Genomic DNA, 24,656 nt, shown 5'->3' with positions numbered 1-24,656 from the left:
GGACAACCCTCAGTGCGCCGCCGTCCGGTACGGCAGGTCCGCCCAGACCACCTGGCCCCGGCCGCTGTCGTCGGGCCGGGTGCCCCAGCTCTCGGAGAGCGCACACACCAACAGCAGCCCGCGCCCGCCCTCTTGGTCGAGGGTGCCGGGCCGGGCGTGCGGAGCGGAGACGCAGGGGCCGCCCTCGTCGGCGATCTCTATGCGTATGTGTGCGCCGACGAGGGTGATCTCACAACCGACCTTCTCGCTGTCGGTGTGCCGCACCGCGTTGGTGAACAGCTCGGTGACCACCAACTCCACGTCGTCGCGGACCTGTTGAGCGGCGCCCCACTCGCGCAGCAGCGTGCTGACGCGCTTGCGCGCCTCGGGCACGGACGTGCGCCGCGCCGGCAAGTGGAACGCGTCCTGCGGGCTCTGGGCGAGGAAGCCGCCGCATCGCCCTAACGACGGAGCGTTTTTGTAGGAAGCCACGACATAACTATGTGCGATGTTGCTCACCGTTGGCAAGGATCAGTCTGTAATTTGCAGAATTGAAAGTGCAGTCTGTTCGAGCTGATGACGGCATGACACACTGCTGAACACTGAAGCTGGTTGGAGGGGATGGGACGTGGCGGACCCACGGTCTGCAGGTGCACCGACCGTCCTGCGGGTGGTGCTCGGCAAGCGACTGCAGGATCTGCGGGAGAAGGCGGGACTCTCCTTCGAGCGCGCCGCCGCCGCGCTGGACGTGACGCACGCCACGATACGGCGCATGGAGAAGGCCGAGGTCGGCCTCAAGATCCCCTACGTCGAGAAGCTGCTGGCGACCTACGGCGTCACCGACCGCAAAGAGATCGACGGCTTCGTCTCGCTGGCCCGCGAGGCCAACCGCCCCGGCTGGTGGCACCGCTTCCGCGACATCCTCCCCGAGTGGTTCAGCGCCTTCGTCAGCCTGGAGAGCGAAGCCAACCTCATCCGCTCCTACCAACCGCACTACGTCCCCGGCCTGTTGCAGACCGAGGACTACGCCGCCGCCGTGCTGCGCGCCGGCATGCCGCACGCCGCCCCCGCCGACATCGACCGCATCGTGGCCCTGCGCATGGAGCGCCAGGCACTGCTGACCCGTGAGAACGCCCCGATGCTGTGGTCGGTCATGGACGAGACCGTGCTGCGGCGGCCCATCGGCGGACCCAAGGTGATGCGCGACCAGATCACCCGGCTGATGGAGGCCACCTCGATGCCGAACGTCCGGCTCCAGGTGATGCCCTTCGCTGCGGGCCCGCACCCCGCCATGTACGGGCCGTTCCACATCTTCCGCTTCCCGATCCCGGAGCTCCCGGACATCGCGTACGCGGAAAGCCTCGTCGGAGCCGTGTACTTCGACCAGCGCAACGACGTCTCGCAGTTCCTGGAGGCCCTGGACCGGATGTGTGCGCAGGCCGCGCCGGCACACACCACCGAGGCCATTCTGGGTGGCTTTCGCAAGGAGATCTGAACCCCCCATGGATCGCATACGTATCTACAACGGCATGCCCGCCAATGAACTGGGCACCGACGGCTGGTCCAAGCCGTGGAGCGGCGGAAACGGCGGCGAGTGCGTCGAGGCCATGCGCCTGCGGGACGGCCGGGTCGCGCTGCGCCAGTCCACCGACCCGGACGGCCCCGCGCTGATCTACACCCACCGCGAGATGGTCAGTTTCATCGAGGGCGCGAAGGCCGGCCACGCCGACTTCCTGCTCTCCGCGGCGCCGTGTCCGGCGCACTGAGGGAGGAGCCATGAGCGACCAGCACAGCCCTCTCGAGGCGGACGCCGGCGTTCCGGAGATCGGTCCGTACCCCCCGGGGCCGGACCACCTCGGCTTCGCCGCCGACGAGATCGACACCAGCCGGCCGCACCCGGCCCGGATGTACGACTACTTCCTCGGTGGCTGGGACAACTACGAGGTCGACCGGGTCGCCGGCGACCGGGTCATCGAACTGCACCCGCAGGTGCGCGACAGCGTCCGCGCCAACGGGGCCTTCCGCCGGCGCGCGGTGCGCGCGGTGGTGGCGTCCGGCATCCGCCAGTTCCTCGTCCTCGGCATCGGCATCCCCACCTCGCCCAACGCCCACGAGGTGGCCCGGGAGACCGCCCCCGAGACCCGGGTGGTCTACGTGGACAGCGACCCGATCGTCGCCACCCACGCCCGGGCCCGGCTCGCCAACGCCCCGGGCACCGCCTTCGCGCTCGGCGACATCCGCGACCCCAAGGCCGTCCTGGACGACCCGGCGGTCCGTGAGCTGATCGACTTCGACCGGCCGGTGGGGCTGCTGGTCGGCGGCGTGATGGACTTCCTCGGGGACGACGACAACCCCGCCGCGCTGCTCGCCGCGTTCGGCGCGGCGATGCCGGCCGGCAGTCACCTGGTGCTTTCGCACAGCACGTACGAACCGTACGAGGGCTATGCCGAGGGCCGGGTCGACGAGGCGGCCCGGGCGCACGTGGAGGAGGTCTACAAGAGCGCCACCACCCCGCTCGCGCTGCGCACCAAGGACGAGATCGCCGCCCTCCTCGGGCCGTTCACCCCACTGGAGCCGGGCGTCGTGCGGGTGCCGCTGTGGCGACCGGACGGCGCCGTCCCCGGTCCGGTGGAACTCAACAACACCATCTTCTACGGGGTGGTGGGCCGCAAGGACTGAAGCGGCGCGGCCCCGGACGGCACGGAAGGGCGTCGGTTCGAGCCTCGGGCCCGCGGCCGGGAGCCAGGTCGTGTCCGCAAAGTCCCGCCTGCCGTTCGGCGCACGGCACGCCGAGAGCACGCACCGAACACCGCCCGCCCCGCCCTCCGGGCGAACGACGGGACCTTGCGGACACGCCCTAGGCGCCGGTCGCGGAGACCTCGGCCTCGGGTTCGGGTTCGACCTCAGGCTCGGGTTCGACCTCAGGCTCAGGCTCGGGTTCGGGCTCGACCTCGGCGGCGGGCACCGGGGCCTGCGGGGGCGGGGCGAGGGCGGCCCTGAGGTCGTCCGGCCCGGCGAGGGCGGTGTGGGTGCCCGCCGCCGTGCAGGCGTGCGCACCCGCCACCGCACCGAGCCTGGCGCACTCCTCCAGGTCCCGGCCGGACATCCTGCCGTAGAGGAAACCGCAGGTGAAGGCGTCGCCGGCGCCGTTACTGTCCACGACCGGGGCGGGCGGCACGGCGGCCGGCACCAGGCGTGGGGTGCGGTCCTCGGGCGTGAGCAGATAGGCGCCGCCCGCGCCGGCGGTGGCGATCACCGCCTGGGCCCGTCCCTCGCGGAGGATCTCCCGCATGATCGAGCTGATCCGCTCGCCGGCCCCGGCCGTGCTGAGGAAGACCAGGTCCGAGCGGAACGCGAAGTCGCGGTGGTGCTCGGTCAGGCCGTCCCAGTCGTGCAGGTCCGTGGAGACCGGGACGCCCAGCGCCTCGATGTCCTCGTAGAGGTGACGGGCGAAGTGGCTGATCGTGAGGTGGACGTGCCGGGTGCGGCGCAGGAGCGGAAGGTAGTGCTCGGGCGACATCCGGAGATCGAGCGGGTCGCGGGCGTCGTAGAAGGACATCCGGCGGCCGTCGGGCGAGACGAGGTTGACCGCCCGGCGGGTGCCGTGCGGGGAGATCAGCGGGTGGAAGTCGACGCCGCTGCCGGCCAACCGCTCGCGGACCAGGGCGCCCGGCGGATCGTCGCCGAGGAAGTCCACGAATCCGGTGGTGAGTCCCAGCGCCGCGCAGCCGAGCGCGACACCGGTACCGGTGTGCCCGGCCCATTCGCTGATGGGCGGCACCGCATGGCTGTCGGCGGACGGTACGGGCAGCGCGCCGACCCGCACGATGGTGTCCACGCCCGATCCGCCGACGACGAGTACGTCATATGGCTCAGATACCTGCTGGAAGGTCACAAGCGTCCCTGAATCCCTTGCTGGTGAGACGAGTCCCGTGCTGGTGGGAGCGGCCGCGGCCGCGGTGCGCCCGCCGTCGGGAGTCTAGACGCACACTCGCCTCATATCGGGATGTTAGGGACTGGTGTGACGCGCGGGGGAAGGGGCGCCCCCGAGGCCACCGCGCAGGTCCGCAGGGCGCTGGTGAGCGGGCGACGGCCCCGGTCGCGCGCCCCCGACGGCCCGTCAGCCCGACCCCCGTCGGACGTCGGATGCCCTCCCCTTCGACTCACCAGGAGAGTGAGGTGAAGGGGGAGTTGTACGGTCAGCTCATCGAATCGGTCGGGGTGGGCAACGGGCCGTTGACACCGACGCGGAGGGCGCTGAGGCTGAGGCGCAGCAGTGATCGGGTCCGGCACCGGGGGCGACGGCCGGCCGTCGGGGAGAATGGGGCACGCATGGCGGAGCACACCGGGCGCGGGCGGACCGCGATAGTGATCGGCGGCGGACTCGCCGGGATGCTCGCCGTCACCGCCCTCCGCGGCCACGTCGAGACGATCACGGTCGTCGAACGGGACCGCTACCCGGCCGACCGCACCTTCCGCAAGGGCGTCCCGCAAGCCCGCCACCTGCACCTTCTCCTCAGCGGCGGACAGCGCGCGGTGGACCGGCTGCTGCCCGGCACGGTCGCCGCGCTCACCGCGGCCGGGGCCCGCAGACTGTATCTGCCGCGCGATCTGCTCACCCGTACACCCACCGGGTGGCAGCGCCGCTTCGACGAGCGCCGGCATCCCACGCTGAGCGTCACCCGACCGGTCCTGGACGCCGTGGTCCGCGAGCGGGTGCTGCGCGGCGACGCCGGCCCGGCGACCCGCGTCGAGGTCCTGGAGGCGACCGAGGCCGTCGGCCTCGCCGGCGACGCCCGGCGGGTCACCGGCGTCACGGTTCGCAGCCGCGACGGCGACCGCTCCGCCGGGACGGCCCGGGTGCTCCCCGCCGACCTGGTCGTGGACGCCTCCGGGCGGGGCTCCCGCACGCCCCGGTGGTGTGCGGAACTGGGCGGCCGGGCGCCGCAGGAGGAGACCGTCGACTCCGGTCTCGCCTACGCCACCCGGATGTACCGCCCCCTCGACCAGGACGGCGCACCCGAGTTCGGCGTCAACGTCCCCGGATGGCCCGAGTGCCCGCGGGGCGCCGCCTACGTCCCCGTGGAGGGCGGCAACTGGCTGCTGACCCTGTCCGGAGTGCGCGGCCACCACCCGCCCACGGACGAGACGGAGTTCGCCGCCTTCAGCGCCACCATCGGCGACCCCTACGTCCACGAACTGCTGGCCCGCGCCGAACCGGTCTCGCCGGTGCACGGCTTCCGCGACACCTGCAACCGCCGCCGGCACTACGAGCGCCCCGGTGCCGCCCCGGACGGCCTCCTGGTCCTCGGGGACGCCACCTGCACCTTCAACCCGGTCTACGGCCAGGGCATGTCGGTGGCCGCGCTCGGCGCACTGGCCGTGCGGGACACCCTCGACGCCGCCGGCGGCCTCGGGCCCGGCGTCCTCGCCCGGGCACAGCGGGCGATCGGCCGGGCCGCGGAACCGGCCTGGATGACCGCGGTCGGCGCGGACCGCCCCTATGTCGGCGGGGCCGCCACCACGGCGGGCCTCGGCGAGCGACTGACGACGTGGTACCTCGGCCGGCTCGCCGCCCGCGCCGCCATCGACCGGGTCGTCGGCGCCGCCTTCCGGGACGTCTTCTGCCTCACCGCCCCGCCCTCCCGCCTGATGACCCCGCACGTCCTGCTGCGCACCGTCCTCCTGCCGCGCCGCCCGGGCCTGCCGCACCCACCGGACGCGGTGGAGGCGGCGTGACAACGGGTCAGCGGACCCGGTGGGCGGCCCCGCGCGGCGCCGCCCAGCGGGTCCGCTGACCCGCCTTCCCTTCACCCGAACGGGTGTCTTGGACTGGCGCTCCCGGCCATCCCGTCGTAGGCACGTCTGTGCATCCGTCGTGCCGGGCCGGGAATGCATCGGCCGGCCGGGCCGTTTGCCCGGGGGAGTGCCGGCGCCGGAGCCGGAGTGCCGGCGCCGGAGCCGGAGTGCCGGCGCCGGAGCCGGGGTCCCGCAGGGTGGCCCGGCGGTGCCGGAACCCGGCGTTCGCGCGGTCCGTTCACTTCGCGACTGCCCCGACCATGGAGGTGCCGTGACCGCATCCCGACCCCGCCCCACGCGCCTGACCGCGCTGCGCCCCGCGAGCTTCGGCGCCGAGCCGACGGGGGAGCGGTTGGCGAGGATGCGCAGATCGCCGCAGTTCGTGGACGGTCAGTTCCGCAACCCGGCCCCCACCCGACAGCTGCTGCGCGGTGCCGCGCTGCCGATGGCGCGCACACAGCTCCATCGCGAGGGGCGGCTGCGGCGGGCGCCGGTCGGACGGATCCCGGTGCACCGCCCGACCGCCGAGGACTGGGGCCGCCCGCCCGCCTCCGGGCTGCGGCTGACCTGGACGGGACACTCCAGCGTGCTCGCCGAGATCGACGGGCGGCGGGTGCTCTTCGACCCGGTCTGGGGCGAGCGCTGCTCACCGTTCGGCTGGGCCGGGCCCAAGCGGCTGCATCCGGTGCCGATGGAGCTGGCGGAGCTGCCGCCGGTCGACGTCGTGGTGATCTCGCACGATCACTACGACCACCTCGACATGCCCACCATCAAGGGGCTGGCCGACTCCGGCGCGGTCTTCGTCGTGCCGCTCGGGATCGGCGCCGACCTGGAGTTCTGGGGCGTACCCGCGGCGCGGATCACCGAGCTGGACTGGCACGAGTCGACCCGGGTCGGCGGGCTCACCCTCACCGCCACGCCGGCCCAGCACTTCTGCGGTCGCGGTCTGCGCGGCCCCCAGCACACCCTGTGGGCCTCTTGGGTGGTCGCCGGTCCCGAGCACCGCGTCTACCACAGCGGCGACACCGGATACTTCTCCGGTTTCGCCGAGATCGGCGCGGCGCACGGTCCGTTCGACGCGACGATGATCCAGATAGGCGCGTACTCGGACTTCTGGCCGGACATCCACATGACCCCGGAGGAGGGCATGCGGGCCCACCGCGACCTGCAACAGGGCGACCCGTCCGTCGGTGTGATGGTGCCGATCCACTGGGGGACGTTCAACCTCGCCCCGCATCCCTGGGCCGAGCCGGGGGAGCGGACCCTGTACGCCGGTCACAGGGCGGGTGCCGGTGTGGTGACTCCGGTGCCCGGCAAGCCGTTCGAGCCGGCCGACCCGCCGGCCCCGTATCCGTGGTGGCGGGCGGTCGCCGTGCCGCCCGCGCACGGCTGGCCGGCATGGCCGCCGGTGCCCTCGGCCGACCGGCAGGAGCTGGTGGCCGAGCGGTAGCCGTCGCCGCGGCACCGGCGTTGCGCGGACCTCGCGCCGGTGCCGCACCCGAGACCTCCGCAAGGTCGGTGTCGGCGTCAAGTGGGTACAGTGCTGCCCCCCTCGCGCGCAGTGCGTCAGGGTGGGCAGGGGTGGCCGGGGGCGGGCCGTCGTGGTGGGGCCGGTCCTTGGGGGAACTCCCGTGGTGAGGCGGGGGTCGTGGTGCGGTTGAGGCGAGTGTTCCCTTCCTCAACAGCCCTTTTCTGTACGGGAGTTCGGATCTTTTCGCACTTCCGTACGGAGGGTGCCTCCTCAGGGAGGTGGCGTGGGGTAGCGAAACCCCGAAGGGGGTCCGAACCCCACCCCCGCAACAACTAGCGTGCGTGCTCCGTGAACTGCCAACGGCCGATCCGGAGGGCGCCCATGCCTACCGCTACCCCGCAGAGGACCGAGACGTCCCCGGAGACTCCCAGGTCCCGTGGGGGACGGCACGGCCGGGCGGCCTTCCCGGAGCCGGTGTCCGACGCGGCCATACGGTCCCGCCTGATCCGGCTCGCCGCCGTCCCCGCCCTGCTCTCGGGCGTCGTCTGCGCGGGCGTCGCCGCGTTCGTGGTGCGCAGCGGCGGCGCCCGGCTCACCGGCCGCGAGTGGGCGGTGCTGGCCGGCGGCCTCGCCGTGGTCTGCGCCATCGTCCTGCTCGGCGGCCTGGCGGGCAGCGCCGAGGCGCGCGGTCTGGCGCGCCGCTGCGGGCAGCTGCGCCAGGTGTGCGCCCGCGCCCAGACCGACCTCACCGACCTCCTGGACCGGGTGCGCAACGACGAATGGCTGCGGCCCCCCGACGACCGGGAGCCGCTGGCGGAGCCCGGCGGCGACGCCCTGGGCCGGCTCGCCCACGAGGTCGCCGCCACCGGCCGGGCCGCCGAGGCCGCGCTCATCGAGGCGGTGGGCATCGTCCGCAGCGACGCCACCGGCAACCAGCAGAAGCTGGAGGTCTTCGTCAACCTCGCCCGGCGCCTGCAGTCCCTGGTCCACCGCCAGATCCTGACCCTGGACGAGATGGAGCACCAGGTCGAGGACCCGGACCTGCTCAAGGGCCTGTTCGTCATCGACCACCTGGCCACCCGGATCCGCCGGCACGCCGAGAACCTCGCCGTCCTCGGCGGCGCCATCACCCGCCGCCAGTGGACCCGCCCGATCACCCTGACCGAGGTCGTCCGCTCCTCCACCGCCGAGGTCGAGCAGTACACCCGGATCAAGCTGGTGTCGCCCTTCGAGGGCACCCTGCGCGGGCACGCCGTCGCCGACGTCGTGCACCTGCTCGCCGAACTCGTCGAGAACGCCACCGAGTTCTCCGATCCGGAGACGCCGGTCACGGTGCGGGCCCGGCACGTCACCGCGGGGCTCGCCGTCGAGGTCGAGGACCGCGGCCTGGGCATGTCGCCCGAGGAACAGGAGCAGATGAACCGGCTGCTGGCCGACCCCGAGCGGATCGACCTCACCGAGCTCCTGGACGACGGCCGGATCGGCCTCTACGTGGTCTCCTCGCTCGCCCAGCGGCACGGCCTCCTGGTGCGGCTCCAGAGCAGCATCTACGGCGGTGTGCAGGCCGTCGTGATCGTCCCGCCGGAGCTGCTGGGCGCCAACTCGGCCGAGACCCGCGAGGAGTTCCCGGACGGCATGGAGGACGAGGACGAGGAACCCGACCCGGGTCCCGGGCGCGGCCAACGGCCCTACGGCGACCGGTTCGACGACGTCCCCGACCGTCGGGAGGCCGCCGCCGGCCCGGCCCCGTCCGACGTCGGCGCCCCCGCTCCGGCGTCGCCCGCCGCCGACACCGACACCGACGCCCTCGCCGCCGCGGTCGGTGTCCTCCCCACCGGCACCGGCACCGGCACCGACGCCCGTCCCACCCGCCGGCGCATCGTCCGCACCCCGGCCTCGGCCACCGCCGCCAGCGTCGAGGCCGCCGCCAACGCCCCGCAGCACAGCTCCGGCGCACCCGACGGCCCGACCGGGGCCCCGCTCGGCGGCGGGCACCCCGCCGACCCGGGGCCGGTCGTCCTGCCGCCCCCGCCGCCGCCCGCCGACGACGTCGCCCGCCCCAGGCTGCCGCGCCGCATCAAACAGGCCCACATCGCCCCCCAGTTGCGCGACGCGCCGCCACCGCCGCCGCACCGCACCGGCCCCGACCGCCTCCACGACCCCAACCTGATGGCCGCCTACCAGCGCGGCTTCAGCCGCGGTGACCCCAGCTACGCGGCCGGCCTCGCCGCCGCCGGCCACCTCGCCCCCGCTCCTGCCACCACCCCGGGCCAGGACGGCACCCCCGGCAGCCCCGGAGACCCCGAACTGCTCCTTGCCCCTGATCACGACGCCCCGATGGCCCGCCCCCGAGGAGACGACCCCCACCATGGTGAGTGAAGTGCGCGCGCAGGCGCCCGCGGAGTTCCGCGGCAATCAGCACACCGACCTTTCCTGGCTGCTGACCGGACTCGTCCAACGGGTACCGCACACCCGCAGCGCCGTCCTGCTCTCCGCCGACGGCCTGGTCAAGGCATCCCACGGCTTCGAACCGGACGTCGCCGACCACATGGCGGCGCTCTCCTCCGGCCTGTACTCGCTCGCCCGCAGCGCCGGTTCCCGCTTCGGGGAGGGCAGCGACATCCTCCAGGTTGTCGTCGAGATGGAGCAGACCTTCCTCTTCGTCGCCGCCGCCGGGTCCGGCGCGTGCCTGGCCGTCCTCGCCTCCCGCGAGGCCGACGCCGGCGTGCTCGGCTACGAGATGGGGATGCTGGTCAAGAGCGTCCGGCCGTACCTGGCGACGCCCCCGCGCCACCAGGCCCCGGCGGGTGGCCGTTGACCGTTGCCCTGCCCCGCCGGCAGCGGTCGCCCGGCCCGGACGCACCGTGGGTCGACGACGTGGCGGGCCGGCTGGTCCGTCCGTACACCGTCAGCAGGGGCCGCACCCGCCCCACGGCGCACTTCGATCTGATGACCATGGTGCGGGCGACCGGACGGCGACCGGCCGGCCTCCAAGGGCCGGACTACGACCGGGTGTTGGGGCTGTGCTACCGCCCCGTCCCGGTCGCCGAGGTCGCCGCGCACGTCCGGCTGCCCGCCGTGGTCACCAAGGTGCTCCTCGCCGACCTCGTCGACTGCGGAGCGCTCACCGCGCGAACCCCCTCGGCCGTCTCGGCCGGGCCCGCCCCCCGTACCGACCGTGCCCTGCTGGAGGCGGTGCTGCATGGACTGCGTCAACGACTCTGATCCCCGGCTCCCCGGGGACCCCGAGGCCGACTCCTTCCCCACCGCGGTGAAGGTCCTGGTCGCGGGCGGGTTCGGCGTCGGCAAGACCACCTTCGTCGGCGCGGTCAGCGAGATCGCACCGCTCAGTACCGAGGAGCTCATCACCCAGATCAGCGTCGGCACCGACGACCTGTCAGGCGTCGCGGACAAGACGACCACGACCGTCGCCATGGACTTCGGCCGGATCACCCTCGGCCCGGAGCACGTCCTCTACCTCTTCGGCACGCCCGGGCAGCACCGCTTCTGGTTCCTGTGGGAGGAACTGTCCCACGGTGCGCTCGGCGCGGTGGTGCTCGCCGACACCCGGCGGCTGGACCAGTGCTTCGCCGCGGTCGACTTCTTCGAGGGGCGCGGCATCCAGTTCGTCGTCGCGGTCAACGAGTTCGACGGCGGCCACCACTACGGGCCCGAGGAGGTACGGGCCGCCCTGGATCTCGCCCCGGAGATCCCGGTCGTGCTCTGCGACGCCCGCCAGTGCGCCTCCGGCACCCAGGTGCTGCTGTCCCTCGTCGCCCACCTCCTCTCCTCACCTGTCCTCACCTCCACCCCGGAGCCGTCATGAACGTCCCCTCCGCACGCTTCCCGTTCCCCTCGCGCTATCCGTCCTGGCGCTATCCCTCGTCCGAACTACCCCACCTCACGGACGACTTGACGCGCCGGCTGCTGATCACCCCGGAGGACCACGAGGCGCCGGCCCGGGTGGCCCGGCTGCGCGAGCTGGGCATCGGCAAGAACCCGCTGCCCGCGTTCGACCAGTTCGCGCGCCGGCTCGCCCGGACCACCAACACCCCCTACGCCATGGTCAACTTCATCGACGAGAACGAGCAGTACTTCGCCGGTCTCTACGCCCCCGACCTCGACACCTCCGTCGAGCTGGGCCCGGCGCCGCCCAGCGGCCGCCCGGAGCGGATCATGGCCCGGGACCACGGCTACTGCCCGTACGTCGTGGTGCGGCGCAAGGCGCTCGTCCTGGAGGACGTCTGCGACTACCCGCGGTTCGCCGGCAATCCCGTCGTCGACGAGCTCGGCATCCGCACCTACCTCGGCGCTCCGCTGATCGACCGCACCGGGACGACCCTGGGTACCGTCTGCGTCATCGACCGCGAACCCCGGCCCTGGGGGCGCGAGGGACTGCACACCATCAAGGCGTTCGCCGCCGAACTCGTCGCGCTGATTCACGAGATGGAACAGCGGCAGCGGGAGGCCGACGCCTCCTGACCGGGCACGCCCGCGGCCCCGGAGGCCCGACGGCCGGCCGGGGCCCGCGCCCGGGCGGCGCCGCGGAGCGCCGCCCGGCACACCCGGTCCTCCGGGGGTCCGGCCCTCAGGACACCCGGGCCAGCGCCTCCCGCCCGCCGGGCAGCCCGTCCTCCTCCGACCACTCCGCCGACGCCGGCCGCAGCAGCTCCGCGAGCCGGCCCGACCACTCGCCCTTCCCCTGCCCCAGCGCCAACTCGCCCAGCCGCAACAGCTGGATGTCGGAGGTGCCGGCCGGCGCGAAGATGTGGTGCGCGTCGCGCAGGAAACGTTCCACCGGCCGGTCGGTGAACAGCCCGCAGGCGGCGTGGATGTCCATCGCGTCCCGCGCGGACTCCAGTGCCGACTCCACATTCACCAACTTGGCGTTCATCAGCTCCGCATCGCACGCCAGTCCCTGGTCCAGCAGGTGCACCGCGTGGTACGCGGACAGCCGGGCCAGCAGCATCCGGGACTGGATCCGGCCCAACTTCAGCTTGATGTTCGGCAGTTCCGCCAGCGGTTCGCCGTAGCGCCGCCGCTCGGTGCAGAACGCCGTGGTCTCGTCCAGGACGGCCTGGTGGATGCCGAGGGAGACCGCCGTCAGATTCGGCCGCCCGTACAGCATGCTGGAGGAGTACGCCACGGCCAGCCCGTCGCCCTCCCGGCCCAGCAGGTGCGTCGCCGGCACCCGGCAGTCGTCGAAGAACAACTCGCCGAAGCTGAAGCCGTGCAGGCCCATCGCGGGCCGCTGCGGGCCGACCCGGAAACCAGGGATGCCGGACTCCACGAGGAATGCCGACAGGCCCTTCGAGCCCTCGCCGGTGCGCACCACCACCCCGTGCAGATCTCCGACGTGGCTGTTGCCGACATAGCTCTTCCGGCCGTTGAGGACGTAGTCGTCGCCGTCGCGGACCGCGGTGGAGGACATGCCCAGGACGTGCCCACCGGACTGCGGTTCGGTGACCGCGATGGTCGGCAGGCAGTCGCCGGACGCGACCGCCGGCAGCCAGGTCTTCTTCTGCTCCTCGCTGCCGAAGTGGACGATCTTCGCCACGCCCAGCTGGGACGCCTGCACCATGGCGCCCATCGCGGCACTCACCCGCGACAGCTCCTCGATGATCAGCGTCTTGGCGACGTGCCCGGCACCCATCCCGCCGTACGCGCGGTCCACCGTCGCACCGATCCAGCCCTGACGGGCAATCAGCCGCGAGAGGTCGGGGCAGGCGACGCGACGCGCCTCCAGCTCGGCGATCCGGGGCCGGACCTCGCGCTCGGCGAAATCCCGCACCCGGCGCCGGAGCGCCTCATGCCGCTGATCGGTGAAGTAGCGATGCAAGACGAGCCCTCCTGCGCGAACTTCCGCGTGCTGGCCGCTCCCCTTCCGCGGGGTGGCGCGGGCGGTGCCGCCATGATCGTACCGGACAGTAATCCATTGCTCACTGCGTGCAATACCCGTTGGCATACCAGCTCCGGGGCGCGCAAAACATCGGACCGGCGCATCCATACGCGCATTTGGAGCGCGCGGATGCGCCGCACAACCCCCACCCCGGGGCGCGGTGCGGCGCGGCCCCGAACCCTCCCGGAGCCGCGCCACCCCTCGCCTCCCGGCCGTCAGTGGCCGATGTCGCAGCAGGACTCGCGGCGCTGCTGCCGCCCCACCGCCAGCCAGTCGGTGCCCGCCGCCGCGCGCGCCGCCGGCCCGCCGGGCGCCGGGAACGACTCCACCAACGCCCGCTGCTCGTACAGCCGACCGCCCTTGAGGGCCGCCGACGTCCGCACCAGCGCGCCGATGTCCCGGAACGGATCGCCGTCCACCAGCGTCATATCGGCGAGCTTGCCCACCTCCAGCGTCCCCAGGTCGCGCTCCGCGCCGAACACCCGGGCCGGCAGCACGGTCGCCGTCCGCAGCGCCTCGACGACGCTCAACCCGCCGCGGTGCAGCGCCCGCAGCGCAAGATGGAGCGACAGCCCCACCGGCACCAGCGGCTGGTCCGTTCCCAGCGCCACCAGACCGCCGCCGTCCAGGACGCGACGGTAGACGCCCACCTCGGTCCCGATGGCGGCCAGTTGCTCGGGCGTCGGCCGCCGTCCGGCGTTCTCCCGGACCACCGCACCGTCCCACGGCGGCATCAGCCGACTCACCCGCGCGTCCTCGGCCAGCGCCGGATCCTCGCCGATCAGCGGCGACGCCGAGAACGGCGTGGCCAGCATGTGCAGCCCGCCCGCCGTGTAGACGTTCTCGACGTCCTCGTACGCGTGCCCCGAGGCGGACACCGCGTGCCCGAACTCCAGCCGTTGGGTGGCCTGCAGATGTGTCGTCAGGTCCTGGCCCAGCTGCACCCCGGGGCTCAGCAGGTGGCTCCCCGAGCGGACCCCCAGCCGCTCGTGCGCGAAGCGCGCCGCCTCGGCCATCACCCAACCAGGCGCCCGGACATAGGTCTTGACGAAGTCCCAGTCCAACGCCGCACCCCGGGCCAGCGACCGCCGCAGCCCCGCCTCGGTGCGGTGCGCCCGCCCCATGCTGTACGCCACCCGCCCGCCGTCCAGCAGCTCGCCGCAGGTCAGCAGCCGCGGCCCGGCCAGCACTCCGGCGGCCAGCGCCTCCCGCAGCCGCGCCTGCTCGTACGAGAAGCCGCCGCAGGACACCGTGGTGGTGATGCCGTACGCCAGTTGCAGCGCGGTCTGCCGCCCGCCGTACGTGAGCTGCCAGGGATGGGTGTGTGCGTCCCACAGCCCGGGCAGCACCGTCCGGTCGGCCGCGTCCACCCGCCGGGCGGCCCCGGCCCGGGACGCCCGGTGCGGCTCCACCGCCGTGATCCGCCCGTCCCGCACCACCACATCGACGTCCTCGCGCACCGTCTCGCCGGTGCCGTCCCAGAACCGGCCCGCGTGCACCACGGTGTCCCGGGCCCGCGCCGGCCGCCGCTCCAGCGCGACCGGAACGGTCCGCGGCGCACCCCCGGACACCGGAACCAGCCGCAGCTTCCCGGCCGAGAGGTACAGCAGCGTCCCGGAGTCCCCGGACCACGACGGATGGTCCGCGGCCTCCTCGGTCAGCTGGCGCGGCGCACCGTCCGGCGTCCCGTCCGGCCGCACCGGCAGCACCCACAGCGCCGACTCGGCGATCACCGCCAGCCACTTTCCGTCCGGCGACCACACCGGACCGGAGTCGTAGCGATCGGCGATCGAGACGTGCTCGGCGACCTGGTACAGCCGGTCCTTCCCGGTCTCCGCGTCGACGATCCGGATGACGTTGTAGCCCTCGCGGAACCGACGGTTGAGCCGGTTGCGGTCGCACAGCGCCAGATGGCGGCCGTCCGGCGACCAACTGGGCCGCCCCGGCAGCCCGCCCGCCCCCATCGGCGCGGCCAGCACCTTCTCCGTGCCGTCCGCCAGCGTCCGCACGGCGAGATTGCCCATCATGTCCAGCGTCGCCAGCCGGCCGCCGTCCGGCGACAGCGCCGGCTGCACCCGCCCGCCGGACGCCAACACCGTCTCCGCGCCCGACGCCAACTCCCGGCGGCGCACCGCGAACAGACCGTCCCGGTCGTCCGCGTACACCAGCGCCCGACCGTCCCGGGACCAGCTCGGCGCGAGCACATACCGGGTGGCCGCGGCCGCGGTGATCCGGCGCGGCGCGCCACCGCCCGAAGTGGGCGCGACCCAAAGGGAGTTGAGGGCGGCGAAGGCGACCCGACGGCCGTCCGGGGAGAGCGCCGGCAGGTGGATACCGCGGACCGGTCCGGCCGTCGTGCGCTCGAAGCCGTAGTCCTTGACGCGGTACCGCGGACGGTCCAGCGGCAGCTGCGCGGCGAACGGAATGGTCTCGGCCCGCTGCGGCGCGTCGGGCCGGACGATCCGGAACTGCCCGCCGACCGTCACCAGCAGCGCGTCCCGCGCCACCCAGCGCGGCGGCACCGGCTCCACGTCACCGTCCACCGCCACCGCCGCACCGTCCACCACCAGCGTGCAGATCGAGCCCGGCGCGTCGGTGACCCGCAGGTACGCCAACCGCCCGGCCGGGGACAGCGCGGGCACCATCACCTGCGCCGCGGCCGTCTCGGTGTGCTCGATGCGCACCGCGCCCCGCCCGTCGGCGGGCACCGACGCCACCGTCCGGGACTCCAGCCCCGTATCGGCCAGCCGACCCCGGACGAAGACGATCCGCGCGCCGTCCGGCGACCAACAGGGGTCGAAGTCCTCCCAGGCGCCGCCCTGATGGGGCCCGTCCTGACCGGACAGCCCGGTCACCCGGGTCAGCCGCCCGGACGCCACCTGAAGCACCCAGATCCGGTACGGGCTGCCCTTCACCGGGTCGCCGCCGCGCTCCGAGGCGAACGCGATCCGGGTCCCGTCCGGCGACCAGGCCGGCCCCCGGTCGTCCCACGGCCCGTCGGTCAGCTGGGTCAGGCCCGAGCCGTCCGGCGCCAGCGCCCACAGGTGGAAGTTCCCGCCCCGGTAGGCGCAGACCGCGATCCGGCGGCCGTCGGGGGAGTACACCGGGCGGGTCGGCTCCAGGTCCGGCGGGGTGAGCGCCCGCGCCGCACCGCCCTCGCGGGGCAGCGACCACAGCACGTTCTGCACCTCGGCGACCAGGTGGTCACCGGACGGGGCGAGGGTGGCCGCGCCGTTGGTGGCGGCGGTGAAGGACAGTCCCGCTGCGGCGCCGGCGGCCGGGGCGCCGGCCGGCGCGGCGGGCAGCGCCGCGGCTTCGGGCGCCGCGACGCCCACCAGCCCCGCCGTGGCGGCGGCCGAGGCGGTGCCCTGGAGGAATCTGCGGCGGGAGAGCGGCGAGCGCGGGGCGGGAGTGTGCTCGGGGCGGTCTGTGGTGTCCAACGATCCTCCTGTACAAGGGGGTTGCGGCACAGTGCCGACACAGAACCGCCCGATCCTGTCATGCCGGGCGGGCCGTGGGCCATCTCCACCGCGCGCCCCGTGGCCAAGCGCGGCCCGGCGGGTCACAGTGGGCCCGAGCGACGACCCGCCAGCCCCAGGAGAGCCCCCATGCAACAGGACGTCCACCACGCCCCCGACGGCGCCCGCATCGCCACCTACACCTGGCTCCCGGACTCCGGCACCCCGCGCGCCCTGGTCCAGATCGCCCACGGAGCCGCCGAACACGCCCGCCGCTACGACCGCTTCGCAACGTTCCTGACCGGCCACGGCTACGCCGTCGTCGCCTCCGACCACCGTGGCCACGGCGCCACCGCCGCCTCCACCGGCGGCCGCGGGGTGACCGGCGAGGACGCCTGGCGGGCCGTCGTCGGCGACCTCAAGGGCATCGGCGACCACGCGGCCGCTGCCCACCCCGGCCTCCCCCTCGTTCTCCTCGGCCACAGCATGGGGGCGATGCTGGCCCGCGACTACGCCCAGGAGTACGGCGCCGACCTCGCCGGACTGATCCTCACCGGCACCTTCCGCACCCTGCCGGGCCTCGACATCGACGCCGCCGTGACCGACTTGGAGGCGGAGATCGCGGCACACGGCCGGGCCCACCCCTCGCCCTTCCTGCCGCGCACCTTCGGCTCCTTCAACGACGCCTTCGCCCACCGCACCGGCTACGAATGGCTCTCCCGCGACACCGCCGAGGTCGAGCGCTACGCCGCCGACGAGGACTGCGGCTTCCCCTTCTGCGCCGGCCTGGTCCTGGACTGGGTACGGGCCATCCGCAAGGTCAACGACCCCGCCCACCTCGCCCGCATCCCCCGCGGCCTGCCGATCCACGTCGCGGTCGGCGACCAGGACCCCTGCCACCAGCGGATGACCCTGGTCCACGAGCTGATGGAGGACTACCGCTACCTCGGCATCCGCGAGCTGACCTGGCGGGCCTACCCGGGCGCCCGCCACGAGATCCTCCACGAGACCAACCGCGACGAGGTCCAGGACGATCTGCTGTCCTGGCTCGACAAGCACATCTGACTGCCCGTCACAGTCCGGGCCTACGCGCCCAGGAAACCCGTGATCCGCGCCCGCAGCCCCTGCGGGTCGAGCCCGTGCGCCGCCAGGTGCTCGGCGAGCTGCCCGTAGCGACGCAGCTCCCGGCGGCCGACGCCGAGCCCGAGCACCCGGTGCGGCCGGTCCGCCAGCGCGTCGTTGGCGTGCCGGGTGGAGGTCCCGGCCAGGTACGGCTCGACCAGCACCACGTCCGAGGAGCCGGCCGTCCCGGTGGCGGCCCGCAGCGCCCGGCCGTCGAAGGGCCGCACGGTCGTCGCGTAGAGCACGGTCACGTCCAGCCCCTCGGTGGCGGCCAGCACGTTGTCCAGCATCGGCCCGACGGCGACCACCACCCCGCTGCGCCCCTCCCGCACGGTGTCGAACCCCGCCCCGCCCACCGGCCGCGGCACCTCGTTGACCTGCACGGACAGTCGCACGTACACCTTGTCGTCGCCGGCCGCAGCGGCCTCGCGCAGCAGCGTCTCGGCCTCGTCCGGGTGGCCGGGCACGTGCACCGTCCAGTCGTCGAGGGTGTCCAGCAGCGCCACGTCGCCCGGCGCCATGTGGGTGAAGCCGCCGCTCGGCCAGTCGTAGGAGGCGCCGGCGCTGACCAGCACCCCGCCGGTGCCCTGGTGGCCGAAGTCCAGCTTGAGCTGCTCGAAGGGGCGCTCCACCAGGAAGCTGGCGAAGGTGTGCAGCACCGGCCGCAGCCCGGCGAGCGCCAGCCCTCCGCCGACGCCGACCAACAACTGTTCGCGGATGCCGACGTTGACCACCCGCTCGGGGTGCCGCCGGGCCGCGTCCGCGAAGCCGTCGACGCCGATGTCGGCGAGCACCACGGCCAGCCGCGGGTCCTCGTCCAGCAGCCGCGAGGTGACCGCGGCGAACCGCTCCCGCATGGTGTCCATCACTGAATTCCTTCCGTACGACGGGGTGTTCGGGGGCGGGTGCGGTCAGGCTGCGCGCTCGGGGGCCGCCTGTCGGGCGGGGGCCTTGGGCTCGACCCGCGCGACCACCGCGTGCGGCCGGCCCGGGTGCGGGGCGCGGAACGCCTCGTACAGCGCGCGGTGGTCGCGGCCGTCCACGGTGGCGGCGGACCAGCCCGCGGCCTCGAAGCGGGAGGCGATCCCGCCGCGCCAGCCGTGGGTGGCCGAGGAGTTGTCGATGACGAGGGTGTGCAGCCGGTCCAGGCCGGCCGGGCCGGCGAAGGCGAGCGCCTCGTGGTTGCTGCCCTCGTCCAGTTCGGCGTCGCCGATCAGCACCCACACGGCCGGTCCGGTGCGGCCCTGGGCGCGCAGCCCCAGCGCGGTGCCGACGGCCAGCGGCAGCCCGTGCCCGAGCGATCCGCTGCCGATCTCGACGCCGGGGACCAGCATCCGGTCGGGGTGGTGGCCGAGCGGCGAGTCGTACGTGCCGAAGCCCGGCAGCCAGTCGGCGGGGACGAAGCCCTTGGCGGCCAGCACCGCGTAGTAGGCCATCGGGCCGTGGCCCTTGGAGAGCAGGAAGCGGTCCCGGTCGGGGTCGGCGGCGGTGGCGGGGGAGACCCGCAGCACCCGGTCGTAGAGCACCCACAGGGCGTCGAGGGTGGAGGTGGCCGCCGGGCCGTGCTTCTCGTCGCCGGTCATCAGCCCCATCAGCCGGGGCAGTTCGTCGAATCCGTGGGAGCCGGGCAGGGACCCGGCCGCGGTCGGTTCCGTCGCTGTCGTCGTCATGAGACGGATCATGCAACCTCAAGCAAACTTGAGGTCAAGGCGTGGTCCGCGGATCGGCGACCCGCGGCCCGCGGCGGCCGGGATCAGAGCTGACCCGGCTTGAAGACGTCCTGTTCGATGAGGAGCTTGTCGATCCGGGCCTTGTCCACCCGGTTGGTCACCTCCGTCGCCTCCTGGCGGTCGCGGATGCACTTGGCCAGGGTGAACGCCGACGAGACCACGAAGACCAGCCCCAGTGCGAGGAACGAGCGCTCCCAGGCGCCCACCGGCAGCTTGATGATCCCGATCGTCAGCGCCACCAGCGACAGCCCGAAGGAGAGCGCGGCCTGCACGAAGAAGGCCGTGGTCGTCGGCCGCTGAATCGATGGAGTAGTCATGCGCGTAGCGTGGCCGCGCGGTGACGCCGCCGCATGAGTACGGGTACTCATCCCGCCCGCCCCGCCACCTGCCCCGTCGCCCGCCCCGGCCGGGAAATGGCAGCACGCACCCTCTGACATGCGGTATTGTTCTCGTGCACGACCGCCCGGGGAACTCCCCGGCGGACCGGGCATCGGGACGTGGCGCAGCTTGGTAGCGCACTTGACTGGGGGTCAAGGGGTCGCAGGTTCAAATCCTGTCGTCCCGACTCGAAAGAGTCGCAGGTCAGGGACCGTTTCAGAGAGATCTGAAGCGGTCCCTTGATCATTCCTGGGACCCATGCGGGGGCCGGCGCACCTGACGGGTCTCAAGCGCACCGTCGTGACGGACATCGTGCTCCGCCGCCCCGAACGGCAGCGCGTGGTGCACGACGGCGATGCCGCTCCGCACGGGGTTCAGCGCGTGTCCCGGGAGGGCGCCCCACGTGGCGCGGTCGCCGTCAGGTGGCCGACACCCGTCCGCGTGTTCAACGCCACGGCGCCGTAGCGGAGTTCGGCGCCGCTGCCGATGACGAACGGGCGCTTGCCCGTGTAGTCCGGCCCCTGCTGCACCTCGCCCTCTCGCGGGTGCGGGCATGCCGTGCGGTGGCGGTCCGCCGTCCCTGCGCGGACGAGAACTCCGCGCCGGCCACCCGGTGTCCGTAACGGATGTGTTCGGCCCTCGTCCTCCCGATGTGAGATGAGTCCCGTCATGATCGACGGGTGGTTGTTGCCATGTCACTCAACTCGCGGTTAAGTTCGAGGCTCCTCACTGTCCGTACGTGGACTGGTGCGGCGCGTTCCCGGCATGTCAGGATGGGAACGTGGCAGCAGCAGCCTTAACTGCTCGTTGGGGCGAGGGAACGAACGGGGGATGACAGTGGGGGGCGACAGCCGGCCCAAGGGGGAGGGCAGCGTGCTCGCGGAACGGCTCAACCACCTGTTCGCGCACATGCACCCGCCGGGCGCGCCGTACACCAACGCCCACGTGGCCGACGAGATCAGCCAGGGGGCGGCGGAGTACGGCGGGGTCAAGGTCACCGAGCAGTACCTGTCGATGCTGCGCAACGGACGGCGGACCAACCCCGGTCCCGAACTCCTGCGGGCGCTGGCGAAGTTCTTCGCGGTTCCGGTCGGCTACCTGCTGGGGGACCTCTCGCAGCCGCAGGCCGCGCGGGTGGAGGAGGAGGTCCGGTTCCTCGCCGCCATGCGGGACCAACGGGTGCGCGCCATCGCACTGCGCTCGGTCGGGCTGCCCCCGGAGGTGCAGGACAGTCTGACGACGATCATCTCCCAGTTCCGCCAGCAGATGAACCTGCCGGACGGCCCGTCGGAGCAGGGTGGTGATCGGCGTGGCGCACGGCCCGATACAGACCGCTGAGCGCGACCGGATCTTCACTACCTGGCGGCGGGCCGGACACGAGGACGGGACGAGCATGCGAGTGGGGCAGATGCGCAGGCGGTGCAAGCAGCTCATCAAGGAGCTGCGGCTGCCCGCCTCGACCGATCTGCGGGGGATCTGCGACATCGTCGCGGCACGGGTGGAGCGGCCCGTCCACCTGGTGCCGATGAGCCTGGGCGGGGTCGTCTCCGGCATGACCGCCACCACGGACGACGGCTACTGGGTCTTCTACGAGCTCAAGACCTCCCCCTGGCACCAGACCCACATCGTGCTGCACGAACTCAGCCACCTCCTCCTCGGGCACGCCCAGGACCCGGCCGTCACGGAGGACGCGCTGCGGATATGGACCCCGTCCGTGGACGTCGCCACCGCCATGCGACGGATGGGCCTGACCATGGGCTTCGCCCGGCACCACGGCTACGACAACCTCGCCGAGCGGGAGACCGAAGTGCTCGGTACGCTCCTGATGGAGCACGTGGTGCCCTCCGCGGTGGAGCGGGAACTCCCGCTGGAGGGCCCGGCCGCAGAGGTCGCGGCGGCACTGGGGCCCGCCCTCCAGCACATCCGGCGCCAGCAGGAGGCCACCGGGCCGGAGGAGGAAGCCGGTGTTTGACGTCGTCTACCTCTGCTTCGGGGCCGCGGCCTGGGCGTTGGTGGCCTACAAGGCGGTCGCCTGGTTCCGCGACCGCTCCAACACCGACCTCGGACTCGCCTGCGTGATGACCGGCGGGGTGGCCACGGTCTTCCTCTTCTCCGCACCCAGCCTCTACCGGGAATTCGACCGGCTGCTCGGCGTCGCCAACCTCGCCATGGTCTTCCTCTACTCCTCCGTCGTGGTGTTCGCCGCCGGCGCCCTGGTGCTGCTGCTCCGCTGGACGGCGGGCGAGGGCGAGGCGGCCAGGGCCCGGGCGCGGACCAGGGCGCGGGCGACGGTCGGCGCGGTGGCGCTGCTGTGGGTGGTGGCCGTGACCGGCTTCGCCGTCGGCCGCCCCGACGCCGTCGAGCACCCCCGGGACTTCAGCACCGCCTACACCGACGCCCCCGGCGTGATGCTCTTCCTGGTGCTGTATCTGGCCATCTTCGGGGCGAGCCTGGCGGGCCTGGGGACGCTCTGCCCGCGCTACGCCGCCCGGCTCGGCGGCTCGTGGCTGGCCCGCGGACTGCGGGTGCTGGCCGCCGGCTGCTGGCTCGGCCTGGTCTACTGCGCCTGCAAGGTCATCGGGTTCGCGCTGTCATGGGCCGGGCAGCCGGCGCCCTGGCTCTCCAACGGCGTCGCCCCGCTCAGCGCCTCCGTCGCCGCGATCCTCGTCCTCGCCGGCTTCTCCCTGCCCGCGGCCGGCCCGCGGGTCGCCGCCTGGCGCCGGCTGCGCCGCCTGACACCCCTCTGGCGGACCGTCACCGCGCAGACCCCCGAGGTCACCATGGACGACTCCCGGTGGTCCGGACGCTGGCCCTTCGCCGACCTGGAATGGCGCGCCAACCGCCAGATGGCCGAGATCCGCGACGTGCAGCGCGGCATCCGCCGCCACGTCGAGTCCGACGCCATCGACATCGTCCGCGAACGCGCCCGCGCGGTCTCCCTGGACGACCGGCAACTGGCCGCGGTCGCCGAGGCGGCGGCCCTTCGACGCGGCCTGGAGAACCGCGCGGTCGGCCACGTCCCCGCCCACGGCGCCGACAGCGTGGTGGTCGGCGAGGGCCACGAAGCCATCCGACTCACCGCCGAATACGAGCACTTGGCACTGGTCGCGGACGTCTACCACTCACCGCTGATCGAAACCGTGCTCACCGAGTTGCGGCAGCGCAGCGCCACGGCGCGCAGCTGACCGCGACCCCACAAACGGGGTGGCCCGGTACGGGGGTCCGGGCCTCCCGCTCCGCGCACGGCGGCACCGGCCCACGCGGCCGGTGCCGCCCGGCGCTCCCTGCGGGCGGGACTCCACGGATACCGCCTACGCTCGGATCTCATGCAGAACACCGCCGAGACCGGCCCCGACGCCCGCATCGACACCACCCCGCTCCTGGACGACCCGTACGCCGCCTTGGCCGCCCTGCGCGAGGCCGGCCCGGTGCACCGGATCGCCGGCACCGACGGGCAGCCCGCCTGGCTGGTCACCCGTTACGACGACGTCCGCAGCGCCCTGGCCGACCCCCGGCTCTCGCTCGACAAACGGCATGCCACGCCCGGCAATTACCGTGGCTTCGCCCTGCCGCCCGCCCTCGACGCCAACCTGCTGAACATGGACCCGCCGGACCACACCCGGATCCGCCGCCTGGTCGTCAAGGCGTTCACCCCGCGCCGCGTCGAAGCGCTCCGTGCCCCCGTCCGGCGGATCGCCGACGACCTGCTGGACGCCATGGCGGCCAAGGGCCGCGCGGAACTCGTCGCGGACTACGCCGGACCGCTGCCGATCACCGTCATCTGCGACCTGCTCGGCATCCCCGCCGAGCACCGCCGCGACTTCCTGGCCTGGTCGGACGCGCTCATCACCCCCGACCCCAGCCGCCCGGAGGCGATGAAGCACGCGATCGGCGCGATGCTGGAGTTCTACACCGGACTGATCGCCGCCAAGCGCGCCGAACCCGGCGACGACCTGCTCTCGGACCTCATCGCGGTCCGCGACGACACCGCGGACGGCACCGACGCCGACCGGCTCAGCGAGGACGAACTGACCTCCCTCGCCTTCCTCATCCTCTTCGCCGGCTACGAGAACACCGTCCAGCTCATCGGCAACGCCGTCCTCGCTCTCCTCGAACACCCCGAACAACTCGCCGCGTTGCGCCGAAATCCAGCCGAACTGACCCGCGCCGTCGAGGAGTTCCTCCGCTACGACGGACCGTCCGCCCTGGCCATCCGCCGCTTCCCCGTCGAGGACGTGGAGATCGGCGGCGTCCGCATCCCCGCCGGCGAGAGCGTGCTGCTCTCGATCGCTTCCGCGAACCGTGACCCGAAGCGGTTCCCCGACCCGGACCGACTGGACCCGACCCGCGAGCTGTCGGGTCACCTCGCCCTCGGGCACGGTATCCACTACTGCCTCGGCGCACCGTTGGCCCGGATGGAGGCGGAGACCGCCATCGGCGCGCTCATCAGCCGCTTTCCCGACCTGCGCCTCGACGTCCCGCGGGACGAAGTGCGCCACCGACGGACAATTCGAGCACGTGGCCTGATTTCGCTGCCGGTGGCCTGGTAATCCGGGAACGCACAAGTTTTTGATGCGTAACCGTTCAGTCATGAGGTAGAAAAGTGCTGTGACCCGCCCGGTGTGCATCCCCCGTCGCACCGGGCGGGTCCCTCTTTGCGACTGCGCACATCCCTAGGGCCTGTCGTCAAATTCCCGTCGTTCGCCCGGTGCGGCGAGAGGGCGCACCGCGCGCCGTACGGCAGGCAGGGCCTCACGGACACGCCCCGGCGCATCACCGCCCCGTGGCCCGTCTGGCGCATCCGCGCTGCGCCCACCGCG

The 24,656-nt window shown here is 73.4% G+C and carries 23 protein-coding genes and 1 tRNA gene; 16 read left to right on the top strand and 8 right to left on the bottom strand.

Annotation, left to right across the window (positions count from 1 at the left end; translation table 11 throughout):
- Positions 1-9: 9 nt before the first annotated feature.
- Positions 10-471: an ATP-binding protein gene (locus tag MOV08_RS08705; protein ID WP_239009988.1), complete on the bottom strand. Its 462-nt coding sequence runs from the start codon at positions 469-471 to the stop codon at positions 10-12.
- 136 nt (positions 472-607) lie between these two features.
- On the opposite strand from MOV08_RS08705, the gene MOV08_RS08700 reads away from it, so the two are divergent.
- The 3 genes from MOV08_RS08700 to MOV08_RS08690 are packed head-to-tail and all read left to right on the top strand — an operon-like array spanning position 608 to position 2,658.
- Positions 608-1,474 (top strand): helix-turn-helix domain-containing protein, encoded by an 867-nt coding sequence (locus tag MOV08_RS08700; RefSeq protein WP_067345080.1) that lies wholly within the window; start codon positions 608-610, stop codon positions 1,472-1,474.
- Between the two features lie 7 nt (positions 1,475-1,481).
- On the top strand, positions 1,482-1,745 hold the full coding sequence (locus tag MOV08_RS08695; RefSeq protein ID WP_039630776.1) for a DUF397 domain-containing protein: 264 nt from the start codon (positions 1,482-1,484) through the stop codon (positions 1,743-1,745).
- Between the two features lie 10 nt (positions 1,746-1,755).
- Positions 1,756-2,658 (top strand): SAM-dependent methyltransferase, encoded by a 903-nt coding sequence (locus tag MOV08_RS08690; protein WP_275306922.1) that lies wholly within the window; start codon positions 1,756-1,758, stop codon positions 2,656-2,658.
- Positions 2,659-2,836: 178 nt separating this feature from the next.
- On the opposite strand, the gene MOV08_RS08685 is transcribed toward MOV08_RS08690, so the two are convergent.
- Positions 2,837-3,817 carry a carbohydrate kinase family protein gene (locus MOV08_RS08685; protein ID WP_275306921.1) on the bottom strand — a complete coding sequence of 327 codons (981 nt, stop codon included), beginning with the start codon at positions 3,815-3,817 and terminating at the stop codon, positions 2,837-2,839.
- Between the two features lie 494 nt (positions 3,818-4,311).
- Between MOV08_RS08685 and MOV08_RS08680 the strand changes: the two genes are divergently transcribed.
- From MOV08_RS08680 to MOV08_RS08650, 7 genes are all read left to right on the top strand, one after another.
- Positions 4,312-5,718: an NAD(P)/FAD-dependent oxidoreductase gene (locus MOV08_RS08680; protein WP_275306920.1), complete on the top strand. Its 1,407-nt coding sequence runs from the start codon at positions 4,312-4,314 to the stop codon at positions 5,716-5,718.
- A gap of 331 nt (positions 5,719-6,049) precedes the next feature.
- Positions 6,050-7,228, top strand: a complete 1,179-nt coding sequence (locus MOV08_RS08675; RefSeq protein WP_052286608.1) for an MBL fold metallo-hydrolase — start codon at positions 6,050-6,052, stop codon at positions 7,226-7,228.
- Positions 7,229-7,630: 402 nt separating this feature from the next.
- Positions 7,631-9,628 (top strand): sensor histidine kinase, encoded by a 1,998-nt coding sequence (locus MOV08_RS08670; protein ID WP_275306919.1) that lies wholly within the window; start codon positions 7,631-7,633, stop codon positions 9,626-9,628.
- On the top strand, positions 9,618-10,067 hold the full coding sequence (locus tag MOV08_RS08665; RefSeq protein WP_039630769.1) for a roadblock/LC7 domain-containing protein: 450 nt from the start codon (positions 9,618-9,620) through the stop codon (positions 10,065-10,067). Before MOV08_RS08670 ends, MOV08_RS08665 begins: the two co-directional genes overlap by 11 nt.
- On the top strand, positions 10,064-10,474 hold the full coding sequence (locus tag MOV08_RS08660) for a DUF742 domain-containing protein (protein WP_078875578.1): 411 nt from the start codon (positions 10,064-10,066) through the stop codon (positions 10,472-10,474). Before MOV08_RS08665 ends, MOV08_RS08660 begins: the two co-directional genes overlap by 4 nt.
- Positions 10,452-11,075, top strand: coding sequence for a GTP-binding protein (locus MOV08_RS08655; protein ID WP_039630767.1), 624 nt, complete (start codon positions 10,452-10,454; stop codon positions 11,073-11,075). Before MOV08_RS08660 ends, MOV08_RS08655 begins: the two co-directional genes overlap by 23 nt.
- Complete coding sequence (locus tag MOV08_RS08650) at positions 11,072-11,731, top strand: GAF domain-containing protein (RefSeq protein WP_239009986.1); 660 nt, start codon at positions 11,072-11,074, stop codon at positions 11,729-11,731. Before MOV08_RS08655 ends, MOV08_RS08650 begins: the two co-directional genes overlap by 4 nt.
- A 106-nt stretch (positions 11,732-11,837) precedes the next feature.
- On the opposite strand, the gene MOV08_RS08645 is transcribed toward MOV08_RS08650, so the two are convergent.
- Both MOV08_RS08645 and MOV08_RS08640 read right to left on the bottom strand, forming a co-directional pair.
- Positions 11,838-13,088, bottom strand: a complete 1,251-nt coding sequence (locus tag MOV08_RS08645) for an acyl-CoA dehydrogenase family protein (protein WP_275306918.1) — start codon at positions 13,086-13,088, stop codon at positions 11,838-11,840.
- Between the two features lie 275 nt (positions 13,089-13,363).
- On the bottom strand, positions 13,364-16,588 hold the full coding sequence (locus MOV08_RS08640; RefSeq protein WP_275306917.1) for an amidohydrolase family protein: 3,225 nt from the start codon (positions 16,586-16,588) through the stop codon (positions 13,364-13,366).
- 168 nt (positions 16,589-16,756) lie between these two features.
- Here MOV08_RS08640 and MOV08_RS08635 point away from each other — a divergent pair, with 168 nt between their 5' ends.
- On the top strand, positions 16,757-17,671 hold the full coding sequence (locus tag MOV08_RS08635; RefSeq protein WP_275306916.1) for an alpha/beta fold hydrolase: 915 nt from the start codon (positions 16,757-16,759) through the stop codon (positions 17,669-17,671).
- Between the two features lie 20 nt (positions 17,672-17,691).
- Here the strand turns inward: MOV08_RS08635 and MOV08_RS08630 are convergent, their stop codons facing one another.
- From MOV08_RS08630 to MOV08_RS08620, 3 genes are all read right to left on the bottom strand, one after another.
- Complete coding sequence (locus tag MOV08_RS08630) at positions 17,692-18,594, bottom strand: transketolase family protein (protein WP_275306915.1); 903 nt, start codon at positions 18,592-18,594, stop codon at positions 17,692-17,694.
- Positions 18,595-18,639: 45 nt separating this feature from the next.
- A complete protein-coding gene (locus MOV08_RS08625) occupies positions 18,640-19,398 on the bottom strand; it encodes a thiamine pyrophosphate-dependent enzyme (protein ID WP_039630757.1) in 759 nt (252 codons plus the stop codon).
- Positions 19,399-19,481: 83 nt separating this feature from the next.
- Positions 19,482-19,775, bottom strand: a complete 294-nt coding sequence (locus MOV08_RS08620) for a YiaA/YiaB family inner membrane protein (protein WP_203232530.1) — start codon at positions 19,773-19,775, stop codon at positions 19,482-19,484.
- Positions 19,776-19,949: 174 nt separating this feature from the next.
- Here MOV08_RS08620 and MOV08_RS08615 point away from each other — a divergent pair.
- A tRNA-Pro gene (locus tag MOV08_RS08615) sits at positions 19,950-20,023 on the top strand.
- Between the two features lie 187 nt (positions 20,024-20,210).
- On the opposite strand, the gene MOV08_RS08610 is transcribed toward MOV08_RS08615, so the two are convergent.
- Positions 20,211-20,366 (bottom strand): hypothetical protein, encoded by a 156-nt coding sequence (locus MOV08_RS08610; protein WP_275306914.1) that lies wholly within the window; start codon positions 20,364-20,366, stop codon positions 20,211-20,213.
- Between the two features lie 301 nt (positions 20,367-20,667).
- On the opposite strand from MOV08_RS08610, the gene MOV08_RS08605 reads away from it, so the two are divergent.
- The 4 genes from MOV08_RS08605 to MOV08_RS08590 all read left to right on the top strand — a co-directional run bounded on the left by MOV08_RS08605 (position 20,668) and on the right by MOV08_RS08590 (position 24,386).
- Entirely contained in the window at positions 20,668-21,174 is a 507-nt protein-coding gene (locus MOV08_RS08605; RefSeq protein ID WP_039630751.1) for a helix-turn-helix domain-containing protein, read from the top strand.
- Between the two features lie 61 nt (positions 21,175-21,235).
- On the top strand, positions 21,236-21,808 hold the full coding sequence (locus tag MOV08_RS08600) for a hypothetical protein (RefSeq protein ID WP_078876186.1): 573 nt from the start codon (positions 21,236-21,238) through the stop codon (positions 21,806-21,808).
- Positions 21,801-23,021 (top strand): MAB_1171c family putative transporter, encoded by a 1,221-nt coding sequence (locus MOV08_RS08595; RefSeq protein ID WP_275306913.1) that lies wholly within the window; start codon positions 21,801-21,803, stop codon positions 23,019-23,021. The genes MOV08_RS08600 and MOV08_RS08595 overlap by 8 nt, the downstream gene beginning before the upstream one ends.
- Positions 23,022-23,162: 141 nt before the next feature.
- Positions 23,163-24,386, top strand: coding sequence for a cytochrome P450 family protein (locus tag MOV08_RS08590; protein ID WP_275306912.1), 1,224 nt, complete (start codon positions 23,163-23,165; stop codon positions 24,384-24,386).
- Positions 24,387-24,656 lie beyond the last annotated feature (270 nt).

Origin of the sequence: Streptomyces yunnanensis, from assembly GCF_029011865.1 — a bacterium.
Lineage (GTDB): Bacteria > Actinomycetota > Actinomycetes > Streptomycetales > Streptomycetaceae > Streptomyces > Streptomyces yunnanensis.
Note: the sequence above shows the minus strand (reverse complement) of the source record. Positions and strands in the feature narration are given on the sequence as shown.

Excerpts from the sequence above, each read along its gene's own strand:
- MOV08_RS08695 (WP_039630776.1), top strand. The coding sequence starts at position 1,482 with ATGGATCGCATACGTATCTACAACGGCATGCCCGCCAATGAACTGGGC.
- MOV08_RS08690 (WP_275306922.1), top strand. The coding sequence starts at position 1,756 with ATGAGCGACCAGCACAGCCCTCTCGAGGCGGACGCCGGCGTTCCGGAG.
- MOV08_RS08680 (WP_275306920.1), top strand. The coding sequence starts at position 4,312 with ATGGCGGAGCACACCGGGCGCGGGCGGACCGCGATAGTGATCGGCGGC.
- MOV08_RS08670 (WP_275306919.1), top strand. The coding sequence starts at position 7,631 with ATGCCTACCGCTACCCCGCAGAGGACCGAGACGTCCCCGGAGACTCCC.
- MOV08_RS08665 (WP_039630769.1), top strand. The coding sequence starts at position 9,618 with ATGGTGAGTGAAGTGCGCGCGCAGGCGCCCGCGGAGTTCCGCGGCAAT.
- MOV08_RS08655 (WP_039630767.1), top strand. The coding sequence starts at position 10,452 with ATGGACTGCGTCAACGACTCTGATCCCCGGCTCCCCGGGGACCCCGAG.
- MOV08_RS08650 (WP_239009986.1), top strand. The coding sequence starts at position 11,072 with ATGAACGTCCCCTCCGCACGCTTCCCGTTCCCCTCGCGCTATCCGTCC.
- MOV08_RS08635 (WP_275306916.1), top strand. The coding sequence starts at position 16,757 with ATGCAACAGGACGTCCACCACGCCCCCGACGGCGCCCGCATCGCCACC.
- MOV08_RS08630 (WP_275306915.1), bottom strand. The coding sequence starts at position 18,594 with ATGGACACCATGCGGGAGCGGTTCGCCGCGGTCACCTCGCGGCTGCTG.
- MOV08_RS08625 (WP_039630757.1), bottom strand. The coding sequence starts at position 19,398 with ATGACGACGACAGCGACGGAACCGACCGCGGCCGGGTCCCTGCCCGGC.
- MOV08_RS08620 (WP_203232530.1), bottom strand. The coding sequence starts at position 19,775 with ATGACTACTCCATCGATTCAGCGGCCGACGACCACGGCCTTCTTCGTG.
- MOV08_RS08605 (WP_039630751.1), top strand. The coding sequence starts at position 20,668 with ATGACAGTGGGGGGCGACAGCCGGCCCAAGGGGGAGGGCAGCGTGCTC.
- MOV08_RS08590 (WP_275306912.1), top strand. The coding sequence starts at position 23,163 with ATGCAGAACACCGCCGAGACCGGCCCCGACGCCCGCATCGACACCACC.